This is a genomic window from Halovivax gelatinilyticus, from assembly GCF_024300625.1.
Lineage (GTDB): Archaea > Halobacteriota > Halobacteria > Halobacteriales > Natrialbaceae > Halovivax > Halovivax gelatinilyticus.
Genome location: NZ_CP101322.1, coordinates 952,528 through 970,122 on the forward strand (window position 1 = coordinate 952,528; position 17,595 = coordinate 970,122).

Below are 17,595 nucleotides of genomic sequence, written 5' to 3' on the forward strand. Positions count from 1 at the left end.
CGTCAGTCGGCCCTGGAGTCGCCGCCCGTCGACCCCATCCGCAGGTCGACGTCACCGGTCCCGATCTTGATCGGCTTGCCGACGATCACGTTCTCGATGACGCCCTGCAGCCGGTCGACCTCGCCGTGGATCGCGGCGTTTAACAGGTGGTTTACGGTCACCTCGAACGCCGCCCGGGCCAGTACCGACTCCTTCGATCCGGAGATGCCGTGCCGGCCGATCGCCTCGATCGTTCCCTCGTTCGTCATCATGTCGGCGACCAGCATGAGGTGTCGAACGTTGACGTCGCCGAGACCCTGCTCGGCGAGCGCGTTGTACGTCTCCTCGATGATCGACTCGCGCGCGGCCTCGACGCCGAGGTTCCGGTATATCTCGTGGAGGTTGTTACACGTCGTCCGCGAGTCGTCGACCCCCTCGATCTCGAGGACGTCGCCAAAGGCCGACCCTTCGGTGTAGAGGACGAACTCCTCGTCGGCGCCGGAGGGAGCGTCTTCTATCTCCTCGCGCCGAATGACGACGCGTGAGACGTCCTCGATTCCCTTGAACGTGATGTCGCGCAACTCCTCAACCAGCTGGAGCAAGTCGCGGTAGGACGGCTCTTCGGGGCCGAACTCGACCGTCGTCCCGTTCTGGACCGTCTTCACACCCAGGTGATCTTCGATCGTCTCGGCGACCTGCTCGGCCGTAATCGCCCGCTCTTCGAGCGTCTCGGAGTTGAGCGAGATGACGACGCGCATGTCCGCGACGTTCGTCGAGACGTCACCCAGCGCGAGGATCTTCGTCGCCTCGATCTTCCAGACCACCTCGTGGGCCATCTCCCGCTCGGTCGCGTACTCCGGTTCGAGGTAGACCGTCATCATCGGCGTGTCGGGGGTCTTCCTGGCGTCGACCAGTTCGATCAACCGGGGAAGCCCCTGCGTGACGTCCATCTCCGCGACGCCGGCGTAGTGGAACGTGTTCATCGTCATCTGCGTTCCCGGCTCGCCGATCGACTGGGCGGATACCGTACCGACGGGATCGAGCGGATCGACCCGCGAATCGAGATACTGGTTTTCGACCGCCCGGACGATCTCGTCGGCCTGTTCGACCGTCACGTCGCCGTTGTCTTCGATCGTCTCGTAGACCCGGTCTTTCAGCCGGCGAGGAAGATCTGTATCCTCGACGAGGGCCGCGACGTCGTCCGAGACGTCGAATTCCTGGACCATCATCGGTCCCCACCTCCGTCGGTGCGAACCGGACGTTCACTTTGCTCGGAGATGTTCGTCACCTGCGAGCGCTGCGGTTCGAGGAACGCCCGCTTTTCTTCCTCGTTCTCGAACTCGTCGTCTAAGATCGTGTCTGCGATCCCCTCGACGTCGATATCGTAGTCGAGTTCGGACGAGACCTTCACCGGCGAGGTGCCGTCTTCACCGTACTCGAACTGGACGATTCGATCGCCCGAGCTTCGGACGGTGCCGTCGTACTGGACCGACAGTTCCGACAGCGCGTTCATCAGCCGTCGGTGGAGGTACCCCGACTTCGAGGTTCGAACCGCCGTGTCGACCAGCCCTTCGCGGCCACCCATCGCGTGGAAGAAGAACTCCTTCGGCGTGAGTCCGGTCGTGTAGGAGTTCTCGACGAAACCGTGGGCCTCCGCGGAGAGGTCGTTTGGCTTGTAGTGACTCAGTGTGCGGTGTTCGTACCCGCGGTTGATCCGCTCGCCTCTGACCGCCTGCTGGCCGACGCAGCCGGCCATCTGCGTGAGATTGAGAATCGACCCACGCGCACCGGATTCGGCCATGATGACCGCCGAGTTATCGTCACCGAACTGCTCTTCTGCGATCTTCCCGGCGTTGTCGCGGGCGCGTGAGAGTCGCTGCATGATCTTCATCTCGAGCGTCTCGTCGATCGTCCGCCCCGGAAGGCTCTCTAAGTCGTCTCGCTCGTAGGCCTCGATCAGCTCGTTGACGCGATCGTAGGCCTCGTTGATCGTCTCTTCGATTTGGGTGCGCGATTCGACGTCGATCGTCTCGTCGTCGATCCCGATCGAGAAGCCAAAGTGCATGATCGTCCGCATCGCGAGCGTCGACAGTTCGTTGATGAATATGCGGGCGTCGACGGGACCGTACTCCTTGGTGATCGTGTCGACGACCTCACCGCCGAAACTGCCGACTTCGTTTTCGGCGATCGTCCCGGAGACGAGCTGTCCGTCCTCGATGAGGACGTCGCCGACGGTCCCCGAGAACTCGAGATCGAGGTCGTCCGGCAGGAGTTCAGAGAAGATGGTCCGGCCGGTCCAGTACTCTTCGCCGGCGTCATCGATGCCGTCGGCCTCGGGAAGCTCGTCGACTCGAGTCGCCCGGAGGAGATCGAGCGCCTGCGTCTCGTTGAACTGCGGGTTGTCGTGCGTGAGTAGATACGTTCCCGAGATGTGGTCCTGAATCGCACCGATGATGTTGCCGCCGAATCGCGGGCTCAGGATCTGCTCTTGAACGCGCATGAGAACGCGCGCCTCGGCGCGAGCTTCCTCGTTCTGGAGGGCGTGCATGTTCATCTCGTCACCGTCGAAGTCCGCGTTGTACGGCGGACAGACGACGGTATTCAGCCGGAACGTCTTGTACGGCATGACGACGACCTCGTGGGCCATGATCGACATGCGGTGCAGCGACGGCTGCCGGTTGAAGATGACGATGTCGCCGTCGACCAGGTGCCGGTTGACCTCCCAGCCGGGACCGACGGTCTGTACGCCCTCTTCTTCGGCCTGCTCGGTCATGCCGGCCAGCGCCTCGGCGTTCTTCTCGGTGACCTTCAGCCGGCGACCGTCGGGTCGGCGGACGTAGTTCGCACCGGGGTGGGCGTTCGGCCCGTTCGCGACGTACTGGCGAGCTTCCTCGACGTTTCGCTCGGTGACGAGCATCGTCTGCGTCATCTCCTTGGCCACGCGGTCGGGCACGCCGACTTCGTTCAGGCTGAGCGTCGGGTCCGGCGAGATGACGGTTCGCGCGGAGAAGTTGACGCGCTTTCCCGAAAGCGAGCCACGGAACCGACCCTCCTTGCCCTTGAGCCGCTGGGAGAGAGTCTTGAGTGGACGACCGGAGCGGTGACGCGCCGGCGGCGTCCCGCTGATCTCGTTGTCCATGAACGTCGTGACGTGATACTGCAACAGCTCCCAGAGGTCCTCGATGATCAGCTGGGGTGCACCGGCCTCGCGGTTCTCCATGAACCGCTGGTTGATCCGGATGATGTCGACCAGCTTGTGCGTGAGGTCGTCTTCCGATCGCTGGCCGTTGTCGAGCGTAATCGACGGTCGCGCCGTCACCGGCGGGACTGGCAAGACGGTGAGGATCATCCACTCCGGACGCGAACGCTCCGAGTCGATGCCGAGCACCTCGATGTCCTCGTCCGGAATCGCCTCGAACCAGTCGCGGATGTCACTCGGCATCAACTTGTTCGTGTCCTCGTCGGTGAGGTCGATGCCGAGAGCCTTCTCGATCGCCTCTCGTTGCTCTTCGCGCGGTCGGAACGAGCCGGAGAGGATCTCGTTGATCCGGGTGAGGTCGATTTCCGTCTTCTCGGCGAGCTGATCTGGCGTCGTTCGCTCGATTCCTTCCTCCTCGTTGCCCTGCATCGCGCCGGCGATGCGCTGGGAGTACTCGCTCGCGAGCACCTCCTGGACCTCGTAGTACGTCGTCGGCTTCTCGTGTTCGATGTCGTACTGGATCTCGGCGCAGAACGGACAGCGATCTTTCTTTCGCGCCTGACGAATCGCCGCCTTCGTGACGTCGTTCAGATCGCGACCGAGCTTTCTCGACTGGTCGATCTGTTCGCGGAACTCGTCGCGCTCGTCTTCGGTGAGCAGTAGCTTCGAACACTCGCGGCACGTGCCCCGGAGCAGCCGACGGATGAGCTTCGTAAAGCCGACGTGGATGACGGGTGCGGCCAGCTCGATGTGGCCGAAGTGACCGTTACACGATCCGGAGTGCTTGCCGCAGGTCTTACACTCGAGGCCGGGGTCGATGACGCCCAGTCGCGGGTCCATCAACCCCATGTCGATTGGGAAGCCGTCGTCGTCGTAGGTGTCGGCCGTGATGATCTTCGTCGCGCTCATGTCCCGGTACTCCTCGGGCTCCATCAGCCCGAAGTCGATCGATCCGATCTCCTTTGGTGTGCTCTGTCGCATGATTAGATAGCGTCCTCCAGTTCGAGCCGCGGCGCGATTCCGAGCGCCTTCATCTCGTCGAGCAAGAGCTTGAACGCGTAGCTCATCTCGATCTCGTGGATGTCCGTTTCCTCGCCGCAGTTCGGGCAGTACACCCGGCGTTGATCGATGTTCTCGACCGCGCTCATGCCACAGGCCCCACAGACGTGGATGAACTCGCGGTCGGATTCGTCGAGTAACCGTTCTTTGAGCGTCAGCGCTGCGCCGTGACCGATCAGCACCTCGCGCTCCATCTCACCGATCCGCAGACCACCCTCGCGGGCGCGCCCTTCCGTGGGCTGGCGGGTCAGCACCTGCACCGGCCCGCGCGATCGGGCGTGCAGTTTGTTCGAAACCATGTGATAGAGCTTCTGGTAGAAGATGACGCCGACGAAGATCTCGGCCTCGATCTTCTCGCCGGTGACGCCCGAGTACATGACCTCCTTGCCCGCGGAGTTGAACCCGGACTCCTCCAGGCCGTCGCGAAGCTCGTCTTCGTCCTCGCCGAGGAACGGCGTGCCGTCGACCCGGCGACCTTCCATCGAGCCGAGCTTTCCGCCGATCATCTCCAGGATGTGGCCGACGGTCATCCGCGAGGGGAGCGCGTGCGGATTGACGACGAGGTCGGGCACGACGCCCTCTTCGGTGAACGGCATGTCCTCCTGCGGGGCGAGGTGGCCGACGACCCCCTTCTGGCCGTGGCGACTCGCGAACTTGTCGCCGAGTTCCGGAATGCGCTCGTCGCGAACGGAAACCTTCGAGAGTTTCGAGCCGTCTTCGCCCTCCATCAGCGTCACCGTGTCGACGACGCCCGATTCGCCGGATCGCATCGTCACGGACGTCTCGCGACGTTTCTGGGGCGAGAGTCCGCCCATATCGTCAGGCTCTTCGAGGAATCGCGGCGGGCTCGTCTTGCCGAGCAGGACCGAGTTCTCGTCGACGACCGTCTCGGGGTTGACCAGCCCGTCCTCGTCGAGGTGGGTGTAGGCTTCCTCGCCGCGTGCGCCGCGAACGTCCTGGGAAGGGATTTCGAATCGGTCTTCCTGTCCACCGGGATACCGTCGTTCTTCGCCCTCGTACGTTCGGAAGAAGTGCGAACGGGCGAGTGCACGCTCGACGCTCGCTTTGTTCATGACGAGCGCGTCCTCGATGTTGAACCCCTCGTAGCTCATGACGGCGACGACGAAGTTCTGGGCCGCCGGACGCCTGTCGAAGCCGATCTGTTCGGTCGTCTGGGTCTTGACCATCGAGAGCTGCGGGTAGTGAAGCAGGTGCTGGCGCGTGTCCGGTCGAATCCGATAGTTCGCACTCGGTAATCCCAGCGACTGCTTGACCATCCCCGCACCCATCGTAATCCGGGGCGAGGCGTTGTGTTCCGGATACGGGATCATACCCGCACCGATCCCGAAGATCAGTTGTGGGTCGATCTCCAGGTGGGTGTGGTCTGCGGTCAGTTCGTCCTCGTCGACGGCGACGTAGATGTCCTCTTCTTCCTCGGCGTCGATGAACTCGATGTAGCCGTGGGCGACGAGGTCCTCGAAGTCGAGGTCGCCGGCTTCCAGCGCGTCGATCTCAGCCGGCGTGATGCGCGGCTCTCCGCCGTCGACGACGATGAGCGGTCGCCGGGCGCGTCCGGCGTCTGCGTTGACGATTACTTCGCGCGTGCGGTCTTTCACCGAGACGTTCACCATCTCGCTGACGTCGCCGACGCGGCGAGCCTCGCGGATCTGTTCGGCTAGCTCGTTCGGGTCCGGGTGCGTGCCGACCAGCGACCCGTTAACGTACACCTTCGCTTCTCGTTGTCCTGTTGCCATATTAGTCGTCCGCCGGTGTTCGGTTGGCGTGTTCGAGGCCCGGAATACCCTCGACCCCCATCGACGCCAGTTCTCGTTTGAGTGCCTGTTCGTCCGCGACGTTCTGTGAGAGCTCCATCGCCTGTGCGAAGTTCTTGACCAGTCCGCAGTTGGGCCCCTCCGGCGTTTCCGAGGGACAGATGCGACCCCACTGCGTCGCGTGTAAGTCCCGGGCTTCGAAGTGTGGTTGGGACCGGGAGAGCGGCGAACGAAGCCGACGCAGGTGGCTCAGTACGCCCATGTAGTCCGTTCGGTCGACCAGCTGACTCACGCCGGATCGACCGCCCACCCAGTTGCCCGTCGCGATCGGGTGCTCTAAGCGCTCGGTGAGCACGTCCGATCGGACCACCGTGTTCACCGAGAGGTTCCGGTTTCGCATGTTAGCTCGCTCGAGCTGGTACTTCACGTCGCGTGCGAGTTTGTTGAGTGCCGTCCTGAAGAGGTCCTTCATCAGGTCGCCCGAGACTTTGAGACGCTTGTTCGCGTAGTGGTCCTTGTCGTCGGCCTCTCGGCGGCCGAGTGCGAGTTCGAAGCAGGCTTCGGCCATCCGACAGAGGTAGTGAGCCTTGTTCGTGCGAACGGCCTCCTCCTCGACGCCCTCTTCGTGGAGGTGAGGCAGGAGGTACCGATCGATGACGTAGTTCGCCCGTTTTAACTGGTAGTTCTTGCCCTGTCCCGAGGCGACGCGCTTGCCGAGCGCCTCGATCGCCTCTTCTTCGGTCTGGACCTCGGCTTCCTCCAGATTTTCGAGCATGTACTTGACGATCTCGGGGTCGTTCGAGACCTTGTGGACGATCTCCTCGTCTGACTCGAGACCGAGCGCACGAACGAGCGTGACGAAGTTGATCGAACCCGAGACCGACGGGAACGAGACCTCGAGCAGCCCGTTTCTGGTACGCTCACAGAGGACGAGCGCGCGGTAGCCTCGACGCTGGGAGAATGTCTTCGCGACCTGGATATCGTCGCCGTACTTGGTGTCGTGCTCGGCGAGGATCTTATTCGGTGCGAGGTCTTCCGACGTCATCAACACGCGCTCGGAGCCGTTGACGATGAAGTAGCCGCCGGGGTCGGCCGGGTCTTCGCCGATCTCGATCAACTCCTCGTCGGTAAAGCCTGCGATGTTACACTTTTCGGAGCCGACCATGATCGGCATGCGGCCGATCTTCGTCTCGGTCTGGTCGACGACCCGCTCGTCGCCCTCCTCGCCCTTGACGATGGCCATCTCCATGAAGACGGGCGCCGAGTACGTGATGTTTCGCAATCGCGCTTCCTGCGGGTAGAGCAGTTCCTCGCTGCCGTCCGCTTCACGCACGCGCGGAGTTACAACGCGAACGTCGCCGAGCTCGACGAAGACCGGCTCTTCGCCTTCCTTGTCGCCGATGTCGGTGTCGATCGTCTCCTTCTCGTCGACGACCTGTTGCATGCCGCGGTTGAGAAACGAGTTGAACGAGCGAAAGTGGTGTTCTGCGAGCCGATCCGCCGAGAAGTACTCCCGGGAGATCGTTCGTCGTGCCGTTCGGTCGACGCTCATATCAGTCCACCACCAGTCGATAGACGACTGCCTGGTCGGTCGTGCGCGAGTCGCGAACGATCTCGATCACGTCGCCGATCTCCGCGTCGTCGGGGAGCGCGGGATCGGTCCGCTTGATCTTTGGTAAGTCGGTTCGGTCGATGTCGTACTCGTCGAGCACCGTCTCGATCGTCGACTCATCGAGGACGGAGTGCTCTGGAACGAGCGTGTGATTTGTTACGTCTACCATGTATGGGTCAGGGGCTGGCTGTCAGCTATCGGGAGAGAAGTGGCTGTCACGAGATACTACAGTCAGGTATCGGCCCCGGGCATTTAAGAATTACTACCTGGATCGAAGGGCACCGCAGCTATCCGTTCGGGCAGGCCGAACGTGGAGGGCGTCACAGGAGAGGGTACCGGGCGGTCGTATATATCCTTTTGGGAGATCCGAGTCCGGTGAAAAAGCTCTCGACCGGGTGATGACGCCGCGTGCGTTCGTTTTCGCGTATCCGTCATTTTCGACAAAAGTGCGGTACCCGACGACGAAACGTGTCGCGGTTTCGCCTACCACACCGCCGTCGATTGGAAAGCCTTATACATCCATCCCGGATACCAAAGAGTGCAGGCCCGGGTGGTGTAGTGGCCCATCATACGACCCTGTCACGGTCGTGACGCGGGTTCAAATCCCGCCTCGGGCGCTTCTTCGATTTCTACTCCATGAGCGACCGGCGTAGCCGTGTCGCGAACACCCGAAATCGAAGAGCGGCGAACTAGGGATTTGAATTACGGAACTGAGCGAACGAAGTGAGCGTAGTTCAGGTGGTCATTTCCCGCCTCGAAAGTCAGTTCCACGAACAACTTCGACGACAACCGGGTGGGTCATGGTTCAAATACAAAGACGAGACAGCAACCGGTACGATGAATTCAAAACAGGTCGGGGACGTCACGGAGGTTCGCATTCTAGCCCGATTGATCGCAACGGGTTACTCGGTCGCGATCCCGTACGGAGACAACGATCCATACGATTTACTCGTCGATACGGGATCGTCGATTTTGAAGGTACAGTGTAAGACAGGATGGGTAGAAGGCGAGGTAATACGATTCAAAACCGCGAGTAAGACGACTTGCGACGGTCAAGTGACGATGGTTGACTACGGCGACAAAATCGATGCATTCGCCGTGTACTGTGAGAGTGAAAACAAGTACTACTGGGTTCCCATTGACGATGCCGGCGCGAAGAGTACCTACCTCCGGCTCGCTGAGCCAGCGATCGACCATCCGAGCGTAAACAGAGCCAGTGAGTACACGTTCTCCAGTCAGCTCCCATCGATCGGGCCCGAATAATTCGTTGGCTGCACCGTCGTATGAATCGCATTCGACACCCATATATTTTTTATCCAAGGGCCCGGAATATACGCCGATGGCTGACGTTTTCCGGTCGGATAATTCGTGGCCAAAGTGGAAGCAGTTTCAACTGACATATGTGGTCATTGGTACGGCTCACGCAATCGCCGTGCTCTGGGTTCATAGCTACATTCGCGGTGGCCAGTTCGTCAGAGAGATGGTGGATGCACTCACTTCGTCGTCCGCAATGCTCGTTGTCTACCTCGTCATCGGACTGGGGATCGTCGGCTACGCACTCGCACTGACGGTGATCCGACATCACCTTGTGCTCCCTGCAAGCGTCACAACCCTCGCATATGGGTATGCGAGTTACACTAGTTGGCAATCTTTCTCCGCCGCCCGGGAAGCTAGCGTACAACCGCTGTTAACCTGGCGCACCGACGACATCTATGTATTCGCCTGGTTCATCCCGCTGGCAGGGATACTACTCTTGAGCTATGTCGAACTACGTGTGAGAGAACTGCTCGCTGAATAGGGAGACCACTCTACTGTCTCCCGGGACGATTCGGCAATCGGTCTCCGACCAAGCAGTCACTAACTGAGTCCAGTAAGAGAAGGACGCGATCCAACATCTGCAGGATCACAGCGTGACGTCACCGACAGAAAATTCAGTGAAAACCTAGCTACTTAGACGAGTAACACCCGGCCCCTAATATATTAGTCACTCCGGGACCTCGTGTCGGACCGATACCACTCTCGCCATGCCAGCCGATATCGACGTCCTGCTCGTCGACAACGAGCCCAGTTTCGCCCAGTTAGCAGCTGAGATGCTCACGCGGGCAGACGACTCGCTCTCCGTGACCACCGTTACGAGCGCGTCGAACGCGCTCGAGACCGTCGAGGAAACCCCGATCGACTGCGTCGTCAGCGATTACGACATGCCCGGACTGAGCGGGCTCGAACTGCTAGAGGCAGTCCGCGAGGACAACGAAGACCTTCCGTTCGTGCTCTTTACCGGAAAGGGATCCGAGGAGATCGCGAGCGAGGCGATCGCCGCGGGCGTGACGGGCTACCTCCAGAAGAAATCCGGTCGCGAGCAGTACACCCTGCTCGCCAATCAGATCAGAAACGCCGTCGCCCAGTACCGCGCGGAGACGGAGCTTCGAGAGAGCGAAAAGCGCTACGAGCGAACCCTGACGGGGTTACACGAGACGACGCGCGACCTGATGCGCGCGGGGACGAAAGGGGAGATCTTCCGCGCGGCAGTCGACACCGCAGACGAGATACTCGGCGTGCCGATCGTCGCGACCTACCGGTTCGATCCCACCGAGCGAAACCTCCAGCACGCCGCGTCGGTGTCGGCGACGGCGGAGGCGCTCGATCCCGACCGGACGTACGAGCACGACGAGGGCCACGTCTGGGATATCTTCTCGACCGGCGAGATGGGGTACGTTCCGGACGTCCAGGCCGAGGTGGGTGAAGACACCGAACTCAGACGGCGGAGCGAAGTGATCGTCCCGCTCGGAACCCACGGAATGCTCGTCGCCGGCAGCGAGGCGCGCGACGGCTTCGACGAGACGACTATCGAGCTGATCCAGATCCTGGCGGCGAACACCGAGGCGGCGCTCGACCGTGCAGAGCGCGAGCAGCTGCTTCGAGATCACGACCGGCGGCTCACCCACCAGAACGAGGAGCTGACCCGGCTCAATCACACGAACGAACTCGTCAGGGAGATTACGCGGGGCGTCGCCCAGGCGACGACGCGCGAGGAGATCGAAACCACGGTCTGTGACCGGCTGGTCGGCGGCGAACGCTACCTCGGCGCCTGGATCGCGCCGACGGACGATCCCTGGTCGCCCACCGCACGGAGCGGCATCGAGACCGCGTACGCAGACCGCATCAGCGCAGACGGCGAGTCGGCACCCGAGGCCGACCTCGCCCGGCGAGCGATCGACGACGAGCGCGTCCAGGTCGTCCGGAACGTCCTGGACGAGCCGGCCTGGGAGCCGCGGCGGTCGGTCGCGCTCACGGCGGGATTTCAGACCGTCCTCGCCGTGCCACTGATCGGACGGGACCGACGGTACGGCGCGGTCGTCGTTCACGCGCCGGCGGCAGACGCGGTGACCGACCGGGAGCGAGAGGTTCTCGCCGAACTCGGCGAAACGATCGGACACGCGATTCGGACGGCCGAACGAACGCGAGCGATGGTGACCGACGAGCGAGTCGAACTCGAACTCTCGTGTACGGACGAACAGTTGCTTTTCACCCAGCTCGCCCGGGTCCTCGATCGAACGATTACGCTCGAAGGCATCGTCGACCGCGCAGACGGACGGATCGTCTGTTTCGTTCGCGTTCCGGCGTACCCGGCCGACGAGGTAGACTCGATTGCCGACGAGCTGGCGGTCGTCGAGAGCGCGGCCGCCATCAGTGAGGCTGAGGAGTCGGTTCTGGTCGACGTGACGATCACGTCGACGCCGTTGCTCGATATTCTCGCGGAGTTCGACACGCGTTTGCGTTCCGTAACTGCCGACGGTGAAATTAGTTCGATGACCGTTCAGCTTCCCCAGGGTGTGGACGCTCGATCGGTCATCGAGGGAATTCAGGAGGCCTACCCCACCACCGAACTCACCGCGCGCCGGGAGACGACGCGAAAACACTCCGGCGGACACGTAAACGGGAAAATCGAGTCGACATTGACGGCCAAACAGCTCGAAGCCCTGCAGTCTGCGTACTACAGCGGGTTCTTCGAGTGGCCTCGAGAGAGTACCGGCGAAGATCTCGCCGAGACGCTCGACGTCTCCGCTCCGACGCTTCACTATCACCTCAGGGCGGCCCAGCGCAAGCTGGTCGATCTGACCTTCGACGACGGTTCTAATTAATTAGTGTTGTCCATCCGACACTGCTAAACAGATAGAAGTTATTTTTAACCACCCCGCGGCCATACCACTATTTGGCGCTACGACGGTACTAGTCGCCATCCACCCACCCCACCCCCCAATCCCTTTACTGCGGTGGACCCCCCAACGCCCCTGACAGGTACGGCTACGTGCCGGGTCGGGTACGATATACACTGACTCCTCAGATCTATCCACACGGCGAACTATCGAGGCGCCAACCGACGCCGATCAATCCGACTCCCACTCGATCCACTCGTGTTCCCACCCGCGATGGGCACCGGCGCGCTGGAGGGCGAACTCGCCGTCTTCGCGCATCGTTCGATTGCGCTCGATCGCCCCCGATTGCTCGCCGCGAACGAGCAACGGTTCGAACGAGACCGGACCGTGTTCGACCCGTCCCGTCGACGTGACCGTGAGCAACCGCTGGGTGCTCGTTCCGCACGGAAAGACGAGTCGACCCCCGTCGGCGAGTTGCGCCCGGAGGGGATCGGGAACCGCAACGGCACTCGCCTCCAGGAGAATGCGATCGAACGGGGCGTACGCCGGTAGCCCCCGCACGCCGTCGCGACAGTCGACCAGGACGCCGTCGTACCCGGCCTCAGCCAGGTTCGAGCGAGCGGCGTAGACGGCCGGGCGAGCGATGTCCACCGCGTGGACGTTCGTTTCGCCGACGAGTTCGGCGAGCACCGCCGACGTGTAGCCGACACCCGCGCCCACGACGAGGACCGAGTCGTCGGGCTCAGGTGAGAGCGCCTCCAGCAACCGGGCAACATCGCTCGGGGCGAGAACGGTCGTTCCGAGGTGGTCGTACTCGCGGTCGGCGTAGGGGTCGACGCCATCCGGGACGAACGCCTCGCGCGGGACCGCCTGCATCGCCGCTGCGAGCGAGGCGTCGGTGAGAACGCCTTTCGACTCGTGCTGGAGCCCCTCGATCATGTCCGCCCGTACCACCGCCGGATCCATAGGGCGAGTATCCGACCGACCGTTATCAAAGACGCGCTTGCACCGAGTCGGCTCGCTCACTGGTGGACAGCAGGCCGGCGACCGCTCGGTGGCTCATCCTCGAACCGAGACGAATCTGACGGCGCCGTGTTCGCTTCGCTCGAACTCGTCGGCCGACGTCCGCGCTAGCCGGACGAGCGTCTGTCTGGCCGTTCCGATCGGGGCAAGAAACGTCCCGTCGTGACGAAGCTGGTCGAGAACGGCGGTCGGCGCCGTTCCGAGCGCACAGGTCGCGTACGCAGCCCGGTACGGTACGTTTTCCTTCCAGCCGTCGCGGCCGTCCCCGACGCGGATCGAAATCCCGTCGTAACCGAGCGCAGCGAGCCGGTCGCGCGCCGTCTCGGCCAGCGACTCGCTGTACTCGACGCTGTAGACGTTCTGGGCACCGACGAGTTCGGCCGTCACGGCCGCGTGGTAGCCACACCCCGTCCCGATCTCGAGGACTCGATCGCCGGGCTCGAGATCGAGCAATTCGGCCATGATCGCCACTATGTGCGGGGCGCTCACAGTCTGACCGTCCCCGATCGGAAGCGGACGGTCTCGGTAGGCGTCTGTGCGTCGGGACTCGGGGACGAACGCGTGGCGCGGAACCGCCTCCATCGCGTCGAGTACGCGTTCGTCGTCGACGTGTCCGGCGAGCGTGTCCCGAAGGTCGCTACGGGCGGACGCGAACGGATCGGAATCTGGGTCTGTCATGAAGTCGGATCGAGCGTTCAGCTCGGTCACCAGTCCGGTGTGAACGCGGCTCAGTCGCTACCAGGCCGACCACGCCGTCGAGGTCTCGTCCCAGGCGTAGACGCGTTTTGCGTCCTTCGCGAGAACCACGTCACCGTCCATCTCGTAGCGATCGCGATCGTAGCCTGCCGCGTCACCGCGAACGACGACGGCGTCGATCGAGAACTCCTCGCTCTCGGCCGCCTCGGTCTCGCCGATCGTAAACTCGTAGTCGCCGGGAACGTACATCGTGATCGATCTGCTGTCGTCGCGACGGCCGTCTTCCGGGTGGATCGTGACGTTGACGGCGACGTTATCCACCTCCCGCGTCCAGACGGTTTCGATCTCGTCGGCGCGAGCCGACTCCCGTCGGCGCTGCTCGTCGAGTTCGACGCTCGTCACGCGGACCGTCGCGAGCACCTCGTCGGTCTCTAAGAGGAACTCGTCGCCGACCTCGACGCGCTCGTCTTCGGGCGTCGTCACGTTCGCGGTGAACGACTCGCCGCCCTGGGAAACGACGACGTCGAGGGTAACCTCGGGCGTCGACTCGGGCTGAATCTTGTGGACGTGACCACACTCCCCACAGCGGACCGTTATCGATCCCTCGCCGGGTGAAAGAACCTCGTGGACCGTCTCCAGCTTTGGCGAACAGGCCGGACAGGGAACGCCGAGGCGGTCCTGAATCTCGCTCATAGCCCCATTTACGGCTTCGCAGGTAAAAGGCGATTGGACCGACTACGGCTCGGGCAACTCGATTTCGGTGTCGTCGGCGTAGACCGTAACGTCGCGAATGATACCGTCTAGGTGAATCGGCGCCTCGACGTCGCCGCCGATCCCCATGTCGTCACCGATCGCGATGTGGACCGTCCCGCCCGCTTTCTCGTCCAGGAGAACCGATCCGACCAGTTCCGTGACCGCGACGTTCGTCCCGATGCCGAGTTCGGCCAGGTTGTACGCCGCGTCGCCGACGTCCGCCGCGGCCGCCTCGACCGTCTCGCGGATTTCGTCGTCGCTAATGTGCGTGACGAGGCCGTCTTCGACCTCGAACGTCAGCGCCTGTCCGTCGGCGAGACGGCCGTGCGGACGCATCGTCCCGTCGACTACGTACGTACCGTCGGCCGATTCAGGACTGACGAAGACCTCGCCGGCCGGCAGATTCGACATTTCACCCGGCTCGTGGACGATTCCCGTATCGGCGTTCCACTCCCGGGTTGCGACGTCGAACGTGATGTCCGTCCCGCTCGGGCTCGTCACTCGCATCTCGCTCGCGCCGTCGACCTGCGCCAGGACGTCCGCACAGTGGCCTTCGATCTCCTCGTAGTCGGCGTCGAGGCCGGTCGTGAATACCTCGGGGGTGATCCCCGGAAGGGTCGCGACGCGCGCGCCGGCTTCGTTCGCGTCGCCGCGAGCGCGCGTATGACTCAGACTCTTCGTCGTCGGGGCGAGGACCACGTCCGAAGCCGCCATCGCCGACGCTACCGGTTTCGGTGGCTCGCTCCCGTGGGTCGCTCCCGGCGGGTACCGAACCACGACCGCGTCGCTCGTAATTTCGCTCGCGACCTCGTAGAGCGCCTCGCCGATCGGTTCCCGTTTGTCGTCGGTGACGATCGAACACGACTCGTGTGACTCGAGCGCGAGACACTGTTCGACCGCCGTTTTACTGGCGTCCCGAAATGCGGCGTCTGATTCCATACGCCGATGTGTGCGGAGTGATCAGAAAGCCCTTCCCACTCGTCGACGGAAGTATAACGAGCGTAACTAGTTTTATTCAGAATAGTTTCATATCGGCGATAGATTGTTGTAGCGGGAATACGACGCCAGAACGAATGGTCCGTGACATCGTCCGCGAGACGTTCTGGGATGAGTCGACGAATCAGGCGTTCAGAGATACGACGCCGGATCCGGTCGTCTCCGCGCTCGAAGTGCTCACGCACCTCGGCGACGGTGCGGTCATCGTCGGGCTCGCCGTCTTACTCTACTGGTTCGGCGCGACCGATCGCCGCCGCGACCGCATCTTCGTCATCGCCGTCGGCCTCGCCGGAATGGCGATCGTCTCGGGTATCAAGGGGATCGTCGCACTCGAGCGGCCGACGGCGGCGCTTGCGTTCGCTCCCGTCGATTACCCGGGCTACACGTTTCCGAGCGCCCACGCGCTGGGGACGGCGGTCGTCTACACCGCCCTCGCGGCGGTCGCGACGATCGGCACCGCTCGTCAGCGCTACGCCGTCGCCGCCGTCATCATCGTCCTCGTGGCGTACTCCCGGGTCGTCATGGGCGTCCACTACCTCGGCGACGTGATCGTCGGCGTCGGGCTGGGACTGGCGTTCATCGCGCTCGTCATACGCGATCCCGATCCCGAAATCTCAGTGCTCTTCTCGCTCGCCGGCGCGACCGCGATCCTGGCTTACCTGCTCGGCTCGACGCAGTTCGTCACGCTGACCGTCGGCGCCTCGATCGGCGGCCTTGCGGGCTGGGCGTACGTCAAACCGCGGCGTCCCGATCCCTACGGCGCCTCCATCCTCGTCCTCGGCGTCCTCGTCCTGGGACTGTTCCTCGCGCTGCGGTGGCTCCAGGTCCTGGGCGCGCTCGAATGGACCGTCGACGCGCTCGGCTCCACCCTCGGCGTCGCACCAGCCATCGAAGTCGTCGGCTACGCGCTGGCCACCGCGGCCGCGGTCGCAGTCCCCAACGCCGCCGAACGGCTCGACGACTGGCCGGCCGTCCAGCGTCTGCAGGCCGTCCTCCCGTTCAGCGGTCGCACCGTCGACCCGGAAAAGGTGTCGCTTCCAGGAGTCGACTCGGAGGACGATTCGGTGAGAAGCTGAGCCGGGACGTGACTCCACGGACTGGACGACACCCACGCTCCCGAATTCACGTTCACCTGCTACAGGCCTCCCGTTCGGCTGAGAGTGCCTGTGCCCACACCCGTGTTGACTGCCAACAACCTGAACACTCCAGTCCGACGGAAACCTCGAAACGATTAACCGCGTCGGTGCAGGAGGTTCGCGCATGATACAGGTCGCGATAAACGGGTACGGGACGATCGGAAAACGGGTCGCAGACGCCGTCACCGCACAGCCGGACATGGAAGTACTCGGCGTCGCGAAGACGCGGCCGAACTACGAGGCGCAGACGGCGATCGATCGGGGCTACCCGCTCTACGCCGCGATCGCCGATCGGGCCGACCAGTTCGCGGAGGCCGGGATGGATATCGCCGGACCGGTAGAAGAGCTCCTCGAGGTGGCCGACGTCGTCGTCGACGCCACGCCAGGCGGAATCGGCGAGCAGAACAAGTCACTGTACGTCGACCACGACGTGCCCGCGATCTACCAGGGTGGCGAAGACGCCGAGGTCGCCGACGTGAGCTTTAACGCCCGGTCGAATTACGAGGACGCGATCGGCGCCGAGCACGTCCGCGTCGTCTCCTGTAACACGACGGGACTCTCGCGCGTCATCGCGCCGCTTTCAGAAACCTACGGGATCGAGAAGGTGCGTGCGACGCTAGTGCGCCGCGGCGGCGACCCCGGCCAGACCTCCCGCGGACCGATCAACGACATTCTGCCGAACCCGGTGACGATCCCGTCACACCACGGCCCCGACGTGAACACCATCTTCCCCGACATCGATATCGATACACTCGGGATGAAAGTGCCGGCGACGCAGATGCACATGCACAGCCTGAACGTGACGCTCGAATCCACCCCGGACGCGAGCGAGGTTCGGGACCTGTTCGCCGACGAGCGCCGACTGTTCTTGATCCCCGAGTCGTTCGACATCGACGGTAGCGGCAAGTTGAAGGAGTACGCTCACGACGTCGGTCGGCCGCGCGGCGACCTCTGGGAGAACTGCATCTGGGAGGAGTCGATCTCGGTCGAGGGCGACGATCTCTACCTCTTTCAGGGGATCCACCAGGAGTCAGACGTCGTCCCGGAGAACGTCGACGCGATTCGGGCGATCACCAGCACGGCCGACAAGGCCGAAAGCGTTCAGACCACCGACGACGCGATAGGCGTCGGCTTCTGAGATCGGGTCGATTCTCCCACGGCGGCCGTCGTCACAGCTGTCCGCCGACAGAAAGTTTTTGCACGGGCGGACGCT

General features: G+C 63.1%; 14 protein-coding genes and 1 tRNA gene. 6 read left to right on the forward strand and 9 right to left on the reverse strand.

Translation table 11 applies throughout. The features are described from left to right. Nucleotides 1–2: 2 nt before the first annotated feature. The 5 genes from rpoA2 to NKH31_RS04620 are packed head-to-tail and all read right to left on the reverse strand — an operon-like array spanning nucleotide 3 to nucleotide 7,790. Nucleotides 3–1,208 carry a DNA-directed RNA polymerase subunit A'' gene (gene rpoA2 / locus NKH31_RS04600; RefSeq protein ID WP_254863968.1) on the reverse strand — a complete coding sequence of 402 codons (1,206 nt, stop codon included), beginning with the start codon at nucleotides 1,206–1,208 and terminating at the stop codon, nucleotides 3–5. Continuing rightward, nucleotides 1,205–4,159 (reverse strand): DNA-directed RNA polymerase subunit A', encoded by a 2,955-nt coding sequence (locus tag NKH31_RS04605; protein WP_254863969.1) that lies wholly within the window; start codon nucleotides 4,157–4,159, stop codon nucleotides 1,205–1,207. Before NKH31_RS04605 ends, rpoA2 begins: the two co-directional genes overlap by 4 nt. 2 nt (nucleotides 4,160–4,161) lie before the next feature. Then, nucleotides 4,162–5,991, reverse strand: coding sequence for a DNA-directed RNA polymerase subunit B (gene rpoB / locus NKH31_RS04610; RefSeq protein WP_254863970.1), 1,830 nt, complete (start codon nucleotides 5,989–5,991; stop codon nucleotides 4,162–4,164). A gap of 1 nt (nucleotide 5,992) precedes the next feature. Further along, entirely contained in the window at nucleotides 5,993–7,561 is a 1,569-nt protein-coding gene (locus NKH31_RS04615) for a DNA-directed RNA polymerase subunit B'' (protein WP_254863971.1), read from the reverse strand. Between the two features lies 1 nt (nucleotide 7,562). Further along, on the reverse strand, nucleotides 7,563–7,790 hold the full coding sequence (locus NKH31_RS04620; RefSeq protein WP_254863972.1) for a DNA-directed RNA polymerase subunit H: 228 nt from the start codon (nucleotides 7,788–7,790) through the stop codon (nucleotides 7,563–7,565). A 375-nt stretch (nucleotides 7,791–8,165) separates the two neighbouring features. Between NKH31_RS04620 and NKH31_RS04625 the strand changes: the two genes are divergently transcribed. The 4 genes from NKH31_RS04625 (at nucleotide 8,166) to NKH31_RS04640 (ending at nucleotide 11,763) form a co-directional block, all read left to right on the forward strand. Beyond that, nucleotides 8,166–8,238, forward strand: a tRNA-Asp gene (locus tag NKH31_RS04625). A 220-nt stretch (nucleotides 8,239–8,458) separates the two neighbouring features. Continuing rightward, complete coding sequence (locus tag NKH31_RS04630; RefSeq protein ID WP_254864855.1) at nucleotides 8,459–8,884, forward strand: group I intron-associated PD-(D/E)XK endonuclease; 426 nt, start codon at nucleotides 8,459–8,461, stop codon at nucleotides 8,882–8,884. Nucleotides 8,885–8,960: 76 nt separating this feature from the next. After that, complete coding sequence (locus NKH31_RS04635; RefSeq protein WP_254863973.1) at nucleotides 8,961–9,419, forward strand: hypothetical protein; 459 nt, start codon at nucleotides 8,961–8,963, stop codon at nucleotides 9,417–9,419. Between the two features lie 226 nt (nucleotides 9,420–9,645). After that, nucleotides 9,646–11,763: a bacterio-opsin activator domain-containing protein gene (locus NKH31_RS04640; protein ID WP_254863974.1), complete on the forward strand. Its 2,118-nt coding sequence runs from the start codon at nucleotides 9,646–9,648 to the stop codon at nucleotides 11,761–11,763. Nucleotides 11,764–12,009: 246 nt separating this feature from the next. Here NKH31_RS04640 and NKH31_RS04645 read toward each other — a convergent pair whose 3' ends face one another. From NKH31_RS04645 to NKH31_RS04660, 4 genes are all read right to left on the reverse strand, one after another. Next, entirely contained in the window at nucleotides 12,010–12,744 is a 735-nt protein-coding gene (locus tag NKH31_RS04645; protein ID WP_254863975.1) for a protein-L-isoaspartate O-methyltransferase family protein, read from the reverse strand. Nucleotides 12,745–12,837: 93 nt separating this feature from the next. Further along, the gene (locus NKH31_RS04650; RefSeq protein WP_254863976.1) at nucleotides 12,838–13,479 is read right to left on the reverse strand and encodes a protein-L-isoaspartate(D-aspartate) O-methyltransferase; all 642 of its coding nucleotides are present in this window, start codon (nucleotides 13,477–13,479) and stop codon (nucleotides 12,838–12,840) included. Nucleotides 13,480–13,536: 57 nt separating this feature from the next. Then, a complete protein-coding gene (locus NKH31_RS04655; RefSeq protein ID WP_254863977.1) occupies nucleotides 13,537–14,190 on the reverse strand; it encodes an HVO_0476 family zinc finger protein in 654 nt (217 codons plus the stop codon). Nucleotides 14,191–14,232: 42 nt separating this feature from the next. After that, nucleotides 14,233–15,189, reverse strand: a complete 957-nt coding sequence (locus NKH31_RS04660) for an aminopeptidase (protein WP_254863978.1) — start codon at nucleotides 15,187–15,189, stop codon at nucleotides 14,233–14,235. A 134-nt stretch (nucleotides 15,190–15,323) separates the two neighbouring features. Between NKH31_RS04660 and NKH31_RS04665 the strand changes: the two genes are divergently transcribed. Further along, a complete protein-coding gene (locus NKH31_RS04665) occupies nucleotides 15,324–16,322 on the forward strand; it encodes a phosphatase PAP2 family protein (protein WP_254863979.1) in 999 nt (332 codons plus the stop codon). A gap of 184 nt (nucleotides 16,323–16,506) precedes the next feature. Continuing rightward, nucleotides 16,507–17,520 (forward strand): type II glyceraldehyde-3-phosphate dehydrogenase, encoded by a 1,014-nt coding sequence (locus tag NKH31_RS04670; protein WP_254863980.1) that lies wholly within the window; start codon nucleotides 16,507–16,509, stop codon nucleotides 17,518–17,520. Nucleotides 17,521–17,595 lie beyond the last annotated feature (75 nt).